General features: G+C 56.1%; 15 protein-coding genes and 1 tRNA gene. 11 read left to right on the forward strand and 5 right to left on the reverse strand.

Annotated elements, in window-relative coordinates; genetic code table 11:
* Nucleotides 1-25 precede the first annotated feature (25 nt).
* Together orn and ORY85_RS08060 are read left to right on the forward strand one after the other, a co-directional pair.
* Nucleotides 26-580, forward strand: coding sequence for an oligoribonuclease (gene orn, locus ORY85_RS08055; protein WP_274571658.1), 555 nt, complete (start codon nt 26-28; stop codon nt 578-580).
* 6 nt (nt 581-586) lie between these two features.
* The gene (locus ORY85_RS08060) at nt 587-1,132 is read left to right on the forward strand and encodes a phosphatidylglycerophosphatase A (protein WP_274571659.1); all 546 of its coding nucleotides are present in this window, start codon (nt 587-589) and stop codon (nt 1,130-1,132) included.
* Nucleotides 1,133-1,911: 779 nt separating this feature from the next.
* Here the strand turns inward: ORY85_RS08060 and ORY85_RS08065 are convergent.
* The 4 genes from ORY85_RS08065 to hrpA form a co-directional block, all read right to left on the reverse strand.
* Nucleotides 1,912-4,707, reverse strand: coding sequence for a DUF3418 domain-containing protein (locus ORY85_RS08065; RefSeq protein WP_405030327.1), 2,796 nt, complete (start codon nt 4,705-4,707; stop codon nt 1,912-1,914).
* A 125-nt stretch (nt 4,708-4,832) separates the two neighbouring features.
* Nucleotides 4,833-5,567, reverse strand: a complete 735-nt coding sequence (locus tag ORY85_RS08070; protein ID WP_274571660.1) for an NgoBV family restriction endonuclease — start codon at nt 5,565-5,567, stop codon at nt 4,833-4,835.
* Nucleotides 5,568-5,585: 18 nt separating this feature from the next.
* Nucleotides 5,586-6,857: a DNA cytosine methyltransferase gene (locus tag ORY85_RS08075; RefSeq protein ID WP_274571661.1), complete on the reverse strand. Its 1,272-nt coding sequence runs from the start codon at nt 6,855-6,857 to the stop codon at nt 5,586-5,588.
* Between the two features lie 97 nt (nt 6,858-6,954).
* Entirely contained in the window at nt 6,955-8,352 is a 1,398-nt protein-coding gene (hrpA, locus tag ORY85_RS08080) for an ATP-dependent RNA helicase HrpA (protein ID WP_274571662.1), read from the reverse strand.
* A gap of 113 nt (nt 8,353-8,465) precedes the next feature.
* Between hrpA and ORY85_RS08085 the strand changes: the two genes are divergently transcribed.
* Nucleotides 8,466-9,713, forward strand: coding sequence for an esterase-like activity of phytase family protein (locus ORY85_RS08085; protein ID WP_274571663.1), 1,248 nt, complete (start codon nt 8,466-8,468; stop codon nt 9,711-9,713).
* A gap of 83 nt (nt 9,714-9,796) precedes the next feature.
* Nucleotides 9,797-9,873 (forward strand) — tRNA-Met (locus ORY85_RS08090).
* A 57-nt stretch (nt 9,874-9,930) separates the two neighbouring features.
* Here the strand turns inward: ORY85_RS08090 and ORY85_RS08095 are convergent.
* Entirely contained in the window at nt 9,931-10,800 is an 870-nt protein-coding gene (locus ORY85_RS08095; RefSeq protein ID WP_274571664.1) for a glycerophosphodiester phosphodiesterase family protein, read from the reverse strand.
* Nucleotides 10,801-11,137: 337 nt separating this feature from the next.
* Here ORY85_RS08095 and ORY85_RS08100 point away from each other — a divergent pair, with 337 nt between their 5' ends.
* From ORY85_RS08100 to ORY85_RS08130, 7 genes are all read left to right on the forward strand, one after another.
* Entirely contained in the window at nt 11,138-11,887 is a 750-nt protein-coding gene (locus tag ORY85_RS08100; protein ID WP_274571754.1) for a beta-ketoacyl synthase chain length factor, read from the forward strand.
* Nucleotides 11,880-12,629: a 1-acyl-sn-glycerol-3-phosphate acyltransferase gene (locus ORY85_RS08105; RefSeq protein ID WP_274571665.1), complete on the forward strand. Its 750-nt coding sequence runs from the start codon at nt 11,880-11,882 to the stop codon at nt 12,627-12,629. Before ORY85_RS08100 ends, ORY85_RS08105 begins: the two co-directional genes overlap by 8 nt.
* The gene (locus ORY85_RS08110; RefSeq protein WP_274571666.1) at nt 12,626-12,889 is read left to right on the forward strand and encodes a phosphopantetheine-binding protein; all 264 of its coding nucleotides are present in this window, start codon (nt 12,626-12,628) and stop codon (nt 12,887-12,889) included. Before ORY85_RS08105 ends, ORY85_RS08110 begins: the two co-directional genes overlap by 4 nt.
* Nucleotides 12,890-12,902: 13 nt before the next feature.
* Nucleotides 12,903-13,148 (forward strand): acyl carrier protein, encoded by a 246-nt coding sequence (locus ORY85_RS08115; RefSeq protein ID WP_274571667.1) that lies wholly within the window; start codon nt 12,903-12,905, stop codon nt 13,146-13,148.
* Between the two features lie 32 nt (nt 13,149-13,180).
* Nucleotides 13,181-13,717, forward strand: coding sequence for a hypothetical protein (locus tag ORY85_RS08120; protein ID WP_274571668.1), 537 nt, complete (start codon nt 13,181-13,183; stop codon nt 13,715-13,717).
* Between the two features lie 105 nt (nt 13,718-13,822).
* A complete protein-coding gene (locus ORY85_RS08125; protein ID WP_274571669.1) occupies nt 13,823-14,734 on the forward strand; it encodes a dialkylrecorsinol condensing enzyme in 912 nt (303 codons plus the stop codon).
* 31 nt (nt 14,735-14,765) lie between these two features.
* On the forward strand, nt 14,766-15,935 hold the full coding sequence (locus tag ORY85_RS08130) for a beta-ketoacyl-ACP synthase III (protein WP_274571670.1): 1,170 nt from the start codon (nt 14,766-14,768) through the stop codon (nt 15,933-15,935).

The following is a 15,935-nucleotide window of genomic DNA, read 5'->3' on the forward strand; positions in this document are numbered from 1 at the left end:
TGTTTGACCGGAAAGGCACAAACCTATGCAGAACCCGAACCATTTGTGCTGGCTGGATATGGAAATGACCGGCCTGAACCCCGAGACCGACCGCATCATTGAAGTGGCGGTGGTGATCACCGATGCCGATCTGAACGTTGTGGCACAGTCGGAAGTATTCGCGATTCATCAGAGCGATGCCGTGCTGGACGCGATGGATGAATGGTGCACCGCCACCCACGGGCGCACCGGCCTGACCGAACGCGTACGCCGGTCGTCCTATACCGAAGCCGAAGTCGAGCAGAAACTGCTGGATTTCCTTGCCCTCTGGCTGCCGCCGCAGGCCAGCCCGCTGTGCGGCAACAGCGTCCATCAGGACCGCCGTTTTATGGTGAAATATATGCCGCGTCTGGCCGACTATTTCCACTACCGCAATCTTGATGTGTCCACGCTGAAAGAATTGGCGCGCCGCTGGCATCCGGCTGTGGCAAAAAGCGTGGCCAAACGCGGTGCGCATCAGGCATTGGACGATATTCTCGAAAGCATCGAAGAATTGCGCCACTACCGCGAACATTTCCTGAAACTGCCTGAGCATAGCTGAACCGTCATGAACCCGGCCAAACCCGATATCCGCCGTGCCAATGCCTGCCCGCCCTGTCCTGCCGGTGCGTCGGCGGCCGACCGCTGCATTTATTGGCTGGGGGTGGGTTTAGGTTCGGGGCTGCCTGCACGTGCGCCGGGCACATGGGGCAGTTTGGGCGGACTGCTGGCCGCCCTGCCGCTGGTGCTGTGGGGGTTTTGGCCGTTGCTGGCCGCCACCGTTGCCGCCTGCGCCGTCGGCAGCTATATCTGCGGGCGCACCGCCGAGCTGATGCGCCGGCATGACGACCCGCATATCGTCTGGGACGAATGGGCCGGACAATGGATCGCCCTGTTGCCCGCCGCTTATCTGTACAGCGTCCGCGCCGAACAGACAGTGGGTTTGATACTTGCGGCCTTTGTACTTTTCCGCCTGTTCGATGTGCTCAAACCGCCGCCGATCCGCTGGGCAGACCGGCACGTCAGCGGCGGTTTCGGTATTCTGCTGGACGATATTCTGGCCGGGTTGATGAGTGTGGGCGTCATCGGGCTGTACCTGCTGTTCGGCGGATAAATATCGACAGCCGCAGGGTTACGGATCCAAGGCCGTCTGAATATTCAGACGGCCTTTTTGATTTTGATAACGGGGCTGTCGTGATTGTCGGGTCGGCAGTCAAACCGAATCCGCGGGCAGTTACGAGATGCGGAAGCCAGCGGGTTGTGCCGTCTGTGAAGCAGAGGGACAGGTGTGGTGTTTCAAAAGGTGGTTTTACTGGACAATGTGTCGATACTGTCGGCCATGCCGGTCAATCTTTTTCATCTTTATCTCTGGTTGGGTGCGGCGGATTCGGGGTGCGGTTCGCCGCATCGGCAGTGCGCCGATTCTTCGAGAATGCGCCGCCATTTCTGCCGTACAGGTTGGTCGAGCAGACAGTGTCCTTTCCGCAAAAACGGGTAGGCGTTTGCTGCCCCAATGATGTGATGTACACCGTTACCCGGTTACGGGAAAGCTTGGCGGAGCCGCATGGGCAGCAGACGGTTATCGAATTGGTTTGGCAGCGGCAGTCGTGCGCGGCGGGCAAGCTGTTATGTTTTTCTATCCGGCCGCCTGTATGATCTTCCCAAACCGCCTGCCGCGCAACATGGGGCGGGAATGGTTCTGATCAGCCGTCGCGGGTGCGTTGCAGATGTGTTTGGGCGATCAATGCTTTCAGACGGCATCAGGCATTAGACGGAAATATGCCGTTCCGCCGACAGGTTGATCGGTATGGCCGGAGGCCAAGGGCATAGTGATACGGCGAAACCGTTTGACGGCGGCCAAAGCGTGTCGGGTATGGATAACCGGCACGCTTTTTATTTTGTCAGATTGTCCCACTCTTTCATCAGCCGTTTGACCGACACGGGATAGGGTGTTTTCAATTCCTGTGCGAACAGCGACACGCGCAGTTCTTCCAGCTGCCATGAAAATGCGGCCAGGCCGTCTGAAACGGGCAGGTTTTGCCGGGTCAGGCTGTCGGTTTTTTCCGCCAGCATTGTTTCCAATGCCTGAATATCGGCTTCGCGCGCCGCGTCGCGGGCGGGGTTGCCGCTGTATTTTTCCATGCGCAGGGTCATGGCTTTGAGGTACACGCTCAGGCGCGGCCATTGCGGCCACGGGGTGCGCGCGGCGAAACCGGCCGATAACAGGTTTTGCATACGCCCGCGCAGCAGGGGGGCGAGCGGGTGGCGGCCGTTGGCGAGTTTGCCGTTCAGTTCGGTGTAGGCGGCGGCTGTTTCCTGTATATAGCGGCTGACGGCTTCTTTAACGGCGGGCAGGCGGCTGCGGGCGCGTTTGATTTGTTCTTTAAACGCTTTTTCGCTGCGCGGCAGTTCGTCGTCGCCGATAAAGGCGCGGTCGCACACGGCGGCGGTCAAGTCGTCGCGCAGGGTGTCGGCGGGAATGTGTTTGAGCAGCATGGCCGCCTGGGTGAAGCCTTGGATGCCTTTGTTTAAATCTTTCATATGCTCTTTAAGCTGCAAGGCCATCAGGGCAATCACGCCTTGGCGGTGTGCATCAGCAGCGGCCTCGGGTGTATCGAACAGGCGCAGGGCGATACTGCCGTTTTTTTCTTTTTTCAGCCCCAAAAAGCCGGTGAGCTGCTGTTTGCCGCGGGCGAATTTGATGGATTCGGGCAGCGTGCCGATGTCCCACGCGGTCAGATTGTCGCGCTCGAATTCTTGGGTGTTGTCGCGGAAGGTAACGGCCGCAGCCTGTCCCAGCTCGCGCTGCAGTTGTGCCAAGTCGCGCCCCATGCCCAGTTCCTGCCCGCCGTCGTCTGCCACGCGCAGGTTGAAATAGCAGTGTTCGGGCAGTTTGAACGCCGCCCAGCCGTCTGAGTCGATTTGTCCGAGCAGGCGCATATCGCCCGCGCTTTTGGCGATAAAGTGTGCCAGCTGCGGAATGATGGGGGCCTGGCGGTCGGGTTCGCTTTCGAGAAAACGGGTAACAAATTCGGGTACGGGCACGCACACGCGGCGGATTTGTTTGGGCAGGGCTTTAATCAGCAGCTGGATTTTTTCGCGCAGCATACCGGGTACCAGCCATTCCAGCGCGGGGGCGGACAGGCGGTTGAGTACGGTAAGCGGCACAGTGAGAGTAACGCCGTCGAGCGGGTGGTGCGGCTCGAAGCGGTAGCTCAGTTTGAACTTGCCGTCGGCGGTTTTGTAGAACGGCGGGAACTGCTCTTCGGTAATGTGCGCGGCGGCGTGCTGCATCAGGTCGTCGCGGGTCAGGAACAGCAGGCGCGGGTTGTCGCGTTCGGCGGTTTTGAGCCAGCTTTGGAAGGTGCGGATATCGGCCAGCGGTTTGGCGTTTTCAGACGGCCGTTTGGTAGTAGGTGTAGGCCGGATACTCGTATCCGACAAGGTGTTTGATGAAGCTGGTTTGTCGGATTCAAGAATCCGACCTACATTTTCAGACGGCATATAAAATTCGGGCAGACTTTGATGATAAAAATCAAACAAAGCCTCTTCGTCTACCAGCACGTCCTGCCGCCGCGATTTGTGTTCCAACTCGCCGACTTCTTGAATCAGTTTTTGATTGTGGACGAAAAAATCCGCTTTCAAATCGCATTCCTGCGCTACCAGTGCGCTGCGGATAAAGATTTCGCGCGCTTCTTCGGGCGCGATGCGGCCGTAGGCGACGGGGCGGCGCGGCAGCACGGTCAGGCCGTAAAGCGTGACCCGTTCGGCGGCCACCACTTCGCCGCGCTTCTGCTCCCAATGCGGCTCGAAGTAATGGTAGCGCACCAAATGCGGTGCTTCCTGCTCGATCCATTCGGGTTGGATTTCCGCCACATCGCGCGCGTACAGCCGCGTGGTTTCCACCAATTCCGCCGCCATCACCCATTTAGGCTTGGATTTGAACAAAGCGGAAGTCGGAAACAGATGAAAGTGCGCCCCGCGTGCGCCGGTGTAGTCGCGGCCGTCGGGCGACTTCATACCGACGTTGGCGATTAAGCCCGTGAGCAGCGCGCGGTGGATTTGTTCGTAGCCCGCTTCTTTGGCGGCGCGGATTCGGCTGCGGTGTGCTTTTTTATCCAACTGTTTCTGTTTGAGTTTGGCGGACAAATCTTGGTCGCCTTGGTTTTCAGACGGCCTTAACTGCGCCTGTTCGGGCGGCCGTCTGAATACCTGCTCTTTGCTGGTCAAACCCATTTCAATGGCGATTTCGGCCAATTGGCGGTGCAGCTCGCGCCATTCGCGCATCCGCAGGTGCGATAAGAAATATTGGTGGCACCACTGCACCAACTGTTTGTTCGACAAGCCTTTATCGCGCTCGCGCTGGAAGCTGTCCCAAATATTCAGATAGGCCAGAAAGTCGGACTGCTTGTCGGTAAACCGCTCATGCGCCTTGGCAGCCGCTTCGCGCGCTTCGAGCGGCCGCTCGCGCGGGTCTTGAATGGAGAGGGCGGAAGCAATCACCAAGATTTCCGCCATACAGTCGTGCTTTTTCGCCGCCAACAAAATGCGCGCGATTTTCGGATCAATGGGCAACCGCGCCATTTGCTCGCCGAGTTTGGTTAGGCGGTAGCGGGGTTTGACGGGTGTTTTCAGGCTGCCTGAAAGATTTTCAGACGGCATATTCGTATGGCTTTTCATGTTTTGCATAACGGATTCGTAGGTCGGGCATTTATGCTATCCTAAATTTAGCCTTGAACGTTTTCCAGCATTTGAGTTTTTTCAGCAGAGTTTCGAATTTTGATAGAGGGAGTTTGCAAGCTACTTTTTACGTGTCATTTTTTGACTTGGTATTTAGATTCAATTTCGTGCCATCGGGGGATGGAAAGAGTTTTACCATAATGTTTTTTATAAGATTCTAAAAACTGACGTTTCCATGATGCAGCATTGTGTCGAGTGGCGGGGTTCTGATACACAGTTTCTTCGATGGCGGATATAAAATCTTCTAGACAGTCAAACATAGGGATATTCCCTTTTTTGACACTGTACCAGACACCTGGTCTTATTTTATGTACGATTCCTTTCTTCACTTGCAGATTAATCGGCCAGCCGTCCATTCTACGAGTAATTTGCCACACTTTCTTTAACCATAAATCTTTAATGGTAACCGTACCGTTTTCGATATTCATATCATAACCAAATATCAGATAATCTACATCCAACATATAGGGTTTTCGGATAATTTCATCCGAATACATTTTAAAGTCGGCAATATCAAAACCAGGGCTGGCATTTCGGTTAAATGCCTTTACTTCCAATAAATTATACTTATGATCTTTTTTATTAAGGAAAAAATCAGGCGGCATTTGTGTATTGGTGGAAACATCAAACTCAATTTCTCTTGCTTCCAGCCATCCGCCAAGCCATTCTTGAATAATATTGCCAACCACATCTTTTTGTTTGACAACAATATCTACATCGCCCAAAAAGAACCTGATTTGCCCATTTAGTTTTAAAATCTGGTCGTCAGTAATCAGTTTGTTAAAGATTTGTTCCGATGTAAGACGCATATATCTATCTCCTTATTTTTAAATAACATGTAATAGTTTTTCCGATACAGCTTCAATAACGGGGACAACAACAGTATTTCCCAATAAGTCAAAACCGTCTTTTTTGGAAACATCAAATAAATAATCATCGGGATAGCCGAATAACCTCAACCCCTCCCTTATGGTAAGTGTACGCAAGCCATCGTTATCAACAACGAAAAGATGTTCCATATCCATTGCAACCAAGGTCGGGGCAATGTCTTCTGGGTCTAAAATTTTATTGATTTCAAACGATTTTTTTCCTGTGACAATATTGTATCCCTTGGGCAAGGTTTCATCTTTTACACGTAATCCACCAATTTTTTGCTTGGGATGCTCAAAAGACAGATAGCCTTTTTCGGTCAGGCTGCTTAAAAGGGTTTGCAGTTCAGGATGAGGATAAAAGGTGGCAATTTGATTTTTCGTCAAAGGCATCCCATCCATCCATTCGATACCGATTTCCCCTGCCCATTTCTTTTTCCGTCTTTCCTTTAATAGGCAGTTCAACAATGCTTTTTCGTCATCCGAAACTGGACCTTTCAATTCTATGTCCCAGCTATGGATATTGTTTGCCCCGCCGCGCTTGTCTTTTACGGATTTTCCATACAGCTTTTTTACGGGATATTTAGCCAGTATTTTCTTGATAAAAGGGCTGTTTTGAGTCGGCAGTCCCGTTTCCAAAATATTTTTCAACTTGATGTCGGACTTTCGGAAAAAGGAAAAATCAGGTTGGGTTTTCAGGCTGCCTGCTAAATAAATCCGTTTTCGATTTTGCGGAACGCCGAAGTCTTTTGCATTCAGTACTTTCCATGAAACATGGTAGCCCAGTGCATTTAAGGTTTCCAAAATCACAGAAAGAGTTCTGCCGATTGGTTGCTTCGGGTCTTGTCTGTCGTGGGTTACTAACCCTTCGACATTTTCCAAAATAAACCCTTTTGGTTTTTTCGCTTCCAAAATCCGTGCCACATCAAAAAATAGTGTGCCTCTAGTATCTTCAAAGCCAAGCCTTTTTCCAGCAAACGAAAATGCCTGACATGGGAAACCTGCCAGCAAAACGTCAAATTCGGGAATATCGTCTGCGTGGATTGCTGTAATGTCGCCGTGTTGAATTTCATCAGGGTAATTCTGTTTTAAGACGGTTAGGGCGGCAGGTTTGATTTCGGATGTGAAAACACACTCCGCAGAAAGTCCTTGTTTCAGGCAGGCGGCTTCAAAGCCTTTCCTGATTCCGCTCATTCCGGAAAATAAATCAATGAATTTAATATGTTGCATTTTCTTGTAAAATATTCGATAGACAGAAAAATTATTGCACCACTTGAAATATTTCAAATTGCAATCGGTAAATATGACGACCATTATTTTATCGTTTTCAGACGGCCTCCTCCACGGCCCCCAGTTCCAATAACACCTGAAACCCGTCGTTGATATACCGCTGGTCGGGTGCTTCGAGAAACGGGAACGCCGCCACATCGCCCAGGTTCAGCGCGGCCATGCGCAGGATGACGGCGGCGAGGTTGCTGCGGACGATTTCGGGGTCGGTAAAGGCGGGGCGTTGGTTGAAATCGTCTTCCGAATACAGCCGCACCGCCACGCCCGCCGAGACGCGGCCGCAGCGTCCCGCGCGTTGGTTGGCGGCGGCCTGCGAGATTTTTTCAACGTGCAGCTGTTCGACTTTGGCGCGGGCGGAATAGCGTTTGACCCGTGCCAGTCCTGTATCGATGACATATTTGATGCCCGGCACGGTAAGCGAGGTTTCGGCGACGTTGGTGGCCAGTACGATGCGCCGTTTGCTGCCCGATGGGTGGAAAATTTTGTGCTGTTCGGCGTTGGAGAGGCGGGCGAACAGCGGCAGAATGTCGTCGTGGCGGCGCAGCGGCGATTTGCGCAGGGCTTCGGCGGCTTCGCGGATTTCGCGTTCGCCGGGCAGGAACACGAGAATATCGCCGCTGCCCAATTGCGCCAGCTCGTCGGCGGCATCGACGATGGCATCGGCGATTTCGATTTCCGCTTCGTCTTCGTCTGCCGCGTGCAGCGGCCGGTAAAGGATTTCGACGGGATAGGTGCGCCCGCTCACTTCCAGCACGGGGGCGTTGTTGAAGTGTTTGGAAAAACGCTCGGCATCGATGGTGGCCGAGGTAATGATGATTTTTAAATCGGGGCGGCGCGGCAGCAGTTGTTTCAGGTAGCCCAGCAGAAAATCGATGTTCAGGCTGCGTTCGTGCGCTTCGTCGATGATGATGGTGTCGTAGGCGGTGAGGAAACGGTCGGTCTGCGTTTCGGCCAGCAGAATGCCGTCTGTCATCAGCTTCACATAGGCATCGCGCGAGGTGTTGTCGTTGAAGCGCACTTTGTAGCCGACCACGCTGCCGATTTCCGACTGCAATTCTTCGGCGATCCGTTCGGCAACGGAACGCGCGGCCAGACGGCGTGGCTGGGTGTGGCCGATTAAGCCCGCCGCGCCGCGCCCCAGTTCCAGACAGATTTTCGGCAGCTGCGTGGTTTTGCCCGAACCGGTTTCGCCGCAGATGATGGTTACCTGATGGTTTTGAACGGCGGTTTTGATGTCGTCCCGCCGCGCGTGTACCGGCAGCGTGCCGTCGTATTGCGGGCGGGGCAGGGCGGACAGGCGTTTGCGGTAAATATCGTGTGATTTTTGGTATTTTGCCTGCACGGCTGCCAAACCGCCGAATTTTTTGGGATGGTGAAAGGCGTTTTGCAGGAAATGGCGGTCGCGGGCGAGGGTTTGGGCAAGGTCGGGGTGCGGCATGGCGTGTCAGACATTCGATAAAGGCGGAATTATAGCAAATGGCGTTGAAATCGTTTTGTCATCTGACTGCGCTATGCTGGGGGCTTCTTGTCAAACGGATACAGGACGGATTCATGATGACGGCAAATTTGGCTTGGCGGATGGTGTTGTGGGGCGGACTGCTGTGGCCGGCGGCTGCGGCAGCTTCGGAGGCGGTACTGCCGTATGCCGAGTTGGCGCAGCGGGCGGGTGTCAGTATTTACCACGGCGGTTACGGTTCTTCGGCGGTCGGCGATCCGGCCGATCCGCAGCGTTTTTTCGCCCTGACCGACCGCGGCCCCAATGCCGACGGAGCGGAAAAAGGCAGCAAAATTTTCGCCGTACCGGATTATGCGCCGGTTATCGGCCATTTTGAAATCGGTGCGGGCGGGCGTGTGCGCCTGTTGGAAAAAATCGTTCTGAAACGCCCGGACGGCAAGCTGCTGACGGGGCTGCCGAATCCCGAAGGTTATGGTGCGACGGGTGAGCAGGCCGTCGATTTGCAGGGCCGCCGCTTACCGGAAGACCGCTACGGCCTGGACGGCGAAGGTTTGGCCGTCGCACCCGACGGTTCGTTTTGGGTATCGGACGAGTACGGGCCGCATATTGTGCATTTTTCGCGCTCGGGCGTGGAGTTGGAGCGCATCAGCCCGAAGGGTGTGCGTTCAGACGGCCGCAAACTGCCTGCCGTGCTGGCCAAGCGGCGGCCGAACAGGGGTATGGAGGGGTTGGATTTGATGCCCGACGGCAAAACGCTGGTGGGCGTGATGCAGTCCACGCTGAATAATCCGAGCCGTAAAGAAGCCGTCAATCAAACGCTGACCCGCATCGTAATCTTCGATTCGGACACCGGCCGCACCCGCCAATATCTTTACCGCCAAAACGGCAAAGGTTTTTCCAATTCGGAAGTTCGTGCCATTGACAACCACCGCCTGCTGATTAACGAGCGGGACGGGAAGTTTGCCGGAGACGGCGCGGCACAGAAGCATGTGTATCTGGTCGATTTGCGCGGCGCAACCGATGTTTCCGATGCTGCCGACGGTCCGAACGGCCTGCTGGTGAACGGCAAAACGCTGGAACAGTCGTCATGGGAAGAGCTGGCGGCGGCGGGAATCCGTCCGGTAGAGAAAAAATTGCTGGTCGATTTGGTGCAGGCAGTCGGTTATCCGCACGACAAATTCGAGGGTATGTGGCTGTTGGCGCGCAACCGTCTGGCCGTTGTCAATGACGACGATTTCGGTATCGATTCAGACGGCCGCGGAGGTATCCGCAGTAAAAAACTGCCCGACGGCCGAACCGACCGCAGTACGCTGTATGTCGTACCGCTCCGGCTGCCCGAATAGGCCGTCTGAAAACGTCCGCAGCGCAGAAAATGTGCAAAACGCTTGACAGGCAGAATCGGCAGGTGTATAGTCCGATTTCCTGACGCGGGGTGGAGCAGCATGGTAGCTCGTCGGGCTCATAACCCGAAGGTCGTAGGTTCGAATCCTGCCCCCGCAACCACATACCGAAAAGCCCTTGAAGAATTCAAGGGCTTTTCTTTTTTGTTGCGGAATCGGATCAGCGGTGCCGGTTGCCGGTATTAAACCGTTTCGGCGTATCGGTCATGATGCCGTATGCGCCGAGGGCTTCGGCTTTCCGGTAATCCGCCCAAGTATTGATACCGAATAAAATCACTTTTTGCGGCGCATGGCGGTTAAAACAGTCCATTTCGTGTGCCGACCAAGTCAGGATGGCATCGCTTGCGCCTTCGCCCAAGGTGAATTTTTCTACCACTTTCACTTTTCTGTTTAATTCAAATCCGTGCCAGTATTCCCGGTCGAAATCTTCGCTGCCGCAGTCCTCTCCCGCCAGTGCTGCCTGAGCCAGTGCGGCTCTGGTTTGACTGCGGTCGGCAAAGGTCGGGTAGTGTCCGATGCTTTGGATAAATTTAGGTTCGGTGGAATAAAAGCGCACCCTGTCTTTTGCGCCCGTCCGTTCTATCACGCCGGTCAGAGCCTGTGCAAAGACGGCCGGATCGGCATCGGGTGATTTCAGGTCGATCAGGAACGGGGTTTGCGGGTAACGTTTTAATACTTCTTCCAAAGTGGGGATGGGCAGTCGGCGGTTGCGGTAAGGATAGCGGCCGTTTGCCTGAAACCGGAAGCCCGCATTCAGTTTTGCCAGTTGTGCTGCCGTATAGTCCGAGATTCGGCCTTCGGCATCGGTGTTGGCCGACAGATTGATCGGACGGTACAGGACGGGTATGTTGTCCTTTGACAGCTGCACGGTAATCCAAATCATGTCGGCACGGTTTTTCAGAGCTTGGCCGATGGCGGAAACGGTATTTTCCGGCGCGTCTGCGGCACCCGCGCGGTGCGCGATGATTTTGGGGGCGGCGAATGCGGCGTTGGCCGCAAGTATCAGACAGATGGCGGTCAAGGGTTTCATGTTGTGTGCCCGGAGCGGGTTGGACGGGAAGATTTTATGGCAGATAGGTGGCAGATTTGTGACGGCGAGGCGTCGGAGGCCGGTGATGCAGGATAAGCTGTTTGGGACAGCCGCTTGACCGATGTTGCGGGCGGAGGGGGCGGTTTTTCGGTTGGCCAAGTATCGGCTGTCTGCCGGTGGGGCTTTGGTCGGACAGCAAGATTTGACTTACACATCTTAACGGTTTCGGTTAGAATTGAAACGGTTGCCGGATAAAGCTGCCGGCTGTGTTGGTTCGGTGTGGCCGTCTTTTTGCTTATCCGGCCAAGATTTTTCTGTAAGCGGTCGGTATATTCAGATAATGGCAGACGTTTTCCGTTTTTCTTTCAACATTGCCGCATGGCGTGCGGTGAGCGGCAGGATGGCCGGTGAAGACCAGTGGGCGCGCTGGGCGGCCGGTGCGCTTGCGGCCTCAGATGTGCCGCCTTACCGCCCGGCTGCGGAATTTTTACCGCCGCTCAAACGGCGGCGGCTGAATTTTCTGGCCAAGCTGATGTGCGAGGCAGTGTGGCCGCTGCACGGGCAGTTTGGCGGTCTGCCCATGGTTTATGCTTCTCATGACGGGGAAATCAACCGCAGTTTCGAGTTGTGGCTGTCGCTGTGGCGGGAGCAGGCGGTGTCGCCGACATCTTTCGGTTTGTCGGTACACAATGCACTGCCCGGCCAGTGGTCGATGCTGGTAGGGGATAAGGGCGAGCATACGGCCTTGGCGGTGGGCAGCGACGGTTTGGAAACCGCTTTGGCAGAGTGCTGTGCGCTGCTGAATGAGGGAAAGCCCCGTGTGCTGCTGGTTTTGGCCGATGAGCCGTTGGACGGCGCGTATGCGGTGGCGGCCGAGCGCGCGCCGTTTCCGTATGTGCTGGCCATGGTGTTGGAACGCGGCTGCGCTTATCAGCTGGCGTGCCTGCCGGATTCAGACGGCATCGATGCGCCTTATTGGGGTGCGCTGGATTGGATCCGCTTTATGCTGACCGGTGAACCGCAGTATGAACGCCGTTACCGCGGCCGTGTTTGGCGGTGGTGCAAAGGTTCGGAACATCATGGATAGAATCCGCCGTTTTTTGGGCACTTTGTTCGGTTTCGTGCTGTTCGGCGTGGCCGGCCTGCTGTTCAGGCTGATGCTGCTGCCTTATACGCGCCGGGCTGCGGTGCTGACGGTCGGGGAACATCTGGCGGCGCGGCGGCTGGTCGGGCGGGTATGGCGTTTTTTTGTGCGTTATCTGGAATGGTCGGGCGTGCTGTCCGTCCGTTTCCACGGTGCGGAACGCCTGGGGCGGCCGGGTCAGCTGGTTTTGAGCAACCATCCGTCGCTTCTGGATGTGGTACTGCTCATCAGCCGTGTGCCGCAGCTCAACTGTATCGTCAAAAAAGACTTGCTGGATAATCCGGTGATGAAGTCGCCGATTATTGCGGCCGGCTTTATTCCCAATACCGAGTCCGAGGCGATGCTCAATCAAGTGGATACGGTTTTGAAAGGCGGCGAGAGCCTGCTTGTTTTTCCCGAAGGAACGCGTACCGGCTGGGACGGTGTGGTCAGAATGCACCGGGGGGCGGTTTCGATGGGTCTGAGGAGTGCGGCGGTGATGACGCCGGTGGTGATTAAAATGACACCGCCGAACTTCAAAAAAGGCCAGCCGTGGTACCGCATACCGGCGCGGAAAATCCATTATGAAATTACTGTGGGCGAGGACATCGACCCCCGGGCGTGGCTGGCGCAAAAGCCGCTGCCGATTGCCGCCCGCAGGCTGAACGACTATTTGCAACAATACTTTACGGAGAAAACGCAATGAGCGATTTGAACCAGCGCATCAAGCAGATGATTATCGATTCACTGGGTTTGGAAGACATCGGCAGCGGCGATATTGCAGACGGTGCCCCGCTGTTCGGCGACGACGGCCTGGGTTTGGACTCGGTGGACGCGCTCGAACTGGGTTTGGCGGTGCAGAAGACATTCGGTATCCAGCTGGACGGCGAAAAAGAGCAGCTGCGCGACCATTTTGCCAGCGTGCAGACTTTGGCCGACTTTATCCGCAGCCGCCAAAACGCATAAAGGAGTAGGGCAGATGACCGAACAGGAAATCCGACAAGTTTTGACCGGCGCGCTGGTCGAACTGTTTGAAATCGACCCGCAGCGCATCAGCGGCGGCACAGACCTTTATCAGGATCTGGAAATCGACAGTATTGATGCCATCGATCTGATCGACTATATCAAGCGGGAAACCGGCCGCAAATTGAAGGCAGACGATTTCCGCAACGTGCGCACGGTTGACGACATCGTTCAGGCCGTCTTAAAAATCGATGCCGCGTAAACCGGCATACCGCCGTCCTGCCGGGAGCGGCGGTGCGTAATACCGGCACGCTGCTGCTGGCGGTAACGGGAGCGGCTTACCCGATTGTCTGGTATTTCGGGCGGGAATACGGCGTTTTCCCGTGGCTGGCCGTGCTGATGTGCGGCCTGTGGCTGCTGCGAGCCGTGCAGGCGCGGGGCGTGCAGCGTCGGGTTGCCTGCTCGGCAGCAGCTTTTTTTGCCGCTGCCGTGTTTTGGGGGCGCCCCGGTTCGATGTACTGGTATCCGGTTGCCGTCAGCCTGCTGATGTTGGCGGTGTTCGGATCCAGCCTGTTTGCCGGCCGGACCGTGATCGAACGGTTGGCACGCCTCCGGTATCCCGACCTGCCGGAAAAAGGCGTGCGCCATACGCGGCGGGTAACGCAGATTTGGTGTGTGTTTTTCGTGTTTAACGCTGCGGTTGCCGCATGGCTGGCACTCAGCGGCCGCTATGACTGGTGGGCGGCCTATACCGGTGCCGTATCTTACGGCCTGATGGGGCTGCTGTTCGGCGGGGAATGGCTGTACCGGAAGGCGGTATTGAAACTGTGAGGCCGTCTGAAACGGCTTGCCGCTGAGGCATGTTCAGACGGCCTGCCGTGATACAATCTGCACGGCATCGGTTGGCGGACAGGCGGAAAAAAGAGGGCGGACGGCGTGAAGAAAGTTTTACTGGTTTATTATTCGCAAACCGGCCAGTTGGCGGGTTTGGCGCACCGTTTTGCCGAACCGCTGCGGCAGAGCGGCAGCGTCCGTCTGGATTGTGTCGGTTTGCGGCCGCAAAAACCGTATCCGTTTCCGTGGCCGTTTTGGCGTTTTTTCGATACCTTCCCCGAAACCGTCCATTTGCGGCCGGAGGCGCTGGCAGAACCGGAGATTCCCGACGGAGATTATGATGTGGTCGTGATTGCCTACACCGTGTGGTTTCTGTCGCCTGCCCGGCCGGTCAGTGCTTTTTTGCAGCGCGCTGAAACCCGCAGGCTGCTGCACGGCAAGCCGGTCATCACGCTGATCGGCTGCCGCAATATGTGGCTGGCCGCGCAGGAAAAAATGAAAACTTTGCTGGCGCAAAACGGCGCGCACTTAATCGGCAATATCGTTAAAACCGATGCCTGCGGCCGTGCGGCCAGTTTTATTACCACACCGGCGTGGCTGCTGACGGGCGACAGGCAGTATTTCCGCAGCCTGCCCGCCGCGGGCATCGCGCCTGAAGAAATCGCGGACGGTGCGCGTTTCGGCGCGAAACTGCGCGACGTACTGGCAGCGGGGCAGCCTTTGGACGAAACCCTTTTCCGCAGCATGGGTGCGGCCAAGGTGGACGAAAAGCTGATTTTCAGCGAACAGGCGGCCGCCCGCAGTTTTTATCTGTGGGGCAGGCTGCTGATGGCGGCGGGACGGGTGTCGCCGCTGCTGCGCCGTATCCTGCTGGCGGTTTATATCGTTTTCCTGATCGGCATGATTCTGACGGTGGTGCCGGTCAGCGCGGCAGTCAAACGTCTGCTGCGGCCGTGGCTGATCGGCTGGCTGGAAAAGCAGAAACGGTATTACGGGCAGCCTTCCGGCGAATGATGCCGTCTGCAAGCAAATGAATCGGTAAAGTATGAATCCACAGCACACATTGAGCGAAGTCTATATCAACCGGGCAGCTGCCTTTCTGCCCAACCGGGCGGTGGGCAACGACGAAATGGAGGCCGTTTTGGGTTTGGCGGGCGGGCTGCCTTCGCGCGTACGCAAAATGATTCTGCGTTCCAACGCCATCGAAACGCGCCATTACGCCATCGACCCCGAAACGCGCCAAGCCACGCACAGTTGTGCCGAACTGGCGGCCGAGGCGGTCCGGCTGCTGTTTGCGCAGGGAACCGATCCGGCCGAAATCGGCAGTTTGGCCTGTGCCACGTCGTATCCCGACCAGACCATGCCCGGCCACGGCGTGATGGTGCACGGTCTGCTGCCGGAAACGGGTGCCTGCGAAGTCGTCAGTGCGGCGGGCGTGTGCGTGGCGGGTATGGCGGCGATGAAGCATGCTTATCAGGCCGTGCGCACGGGGGAACACCGGCATGCCGTGGCCGTTGCGGCCGAAGCGGCTTCCGCCGTGATGCGCGGCGAAGTGTTTCAGAGCGAAACCGACGGCCGCAAATTGGCCGGTGCCAAGCCCGAAATCGCTTTTGAAAAGGATTTCCTGCGCTGGATGCTGTCGGACGGTGCCGGTGCGGTGCATGTGAGCAGCCGCCCGAACGGTCGGGGCATCAGTCTGAAAATCCACTGGATCGAACTGTTGTCCTATGCCCACGAGATGCCTGCCTGTATGTATGCCGGTGCCGAGATTTCAGACGGCCTGCTGCGCGGCTGGAAAACCTTCGACAGCGATTATTGCCGCCGCAACAGCCTGATGGCGGTCAAGCAGGACGTGAAGCTGCTCAATGAAAACATTGTGCCGTACACGGTGGAAAAACCGCTGGCGCGGATTATGGCCAAACACAAACTGCGAGCGGAAGAGATCGACTGGTTCCTGCCGCACTATTCGTCGGGCTTTTTCCGCGACAAACTGGCTGTCGGGCTGTCCAATGCCGGCCTGCCCGTCGGGCAGGAAAAATGGTTTACCAACCTGGCCGCCAAGGGCAATACCGATTCGGCCTCGATTTATATTATTCTGGAAGAATTTATGCGCAGGTCCGACTTGCGGGCGGGGCAGAAAATCCTGTGCTACATTCCCGAAAGCGGGCGGTTTTCCACCTGTTTCATGCTTTTGGAAGCCGTAGAGGCCGTCTGA

This window comes from Neisseria leonii (assembly GCF_028776105.2).
GTDB classification, from domain to species: domain Bacteria; phylum Pseudomonadota; class Gammaproteobacteria; order Burkholderiales; family Neisseriaceae; genus Neisseria; species Neisseria leonii.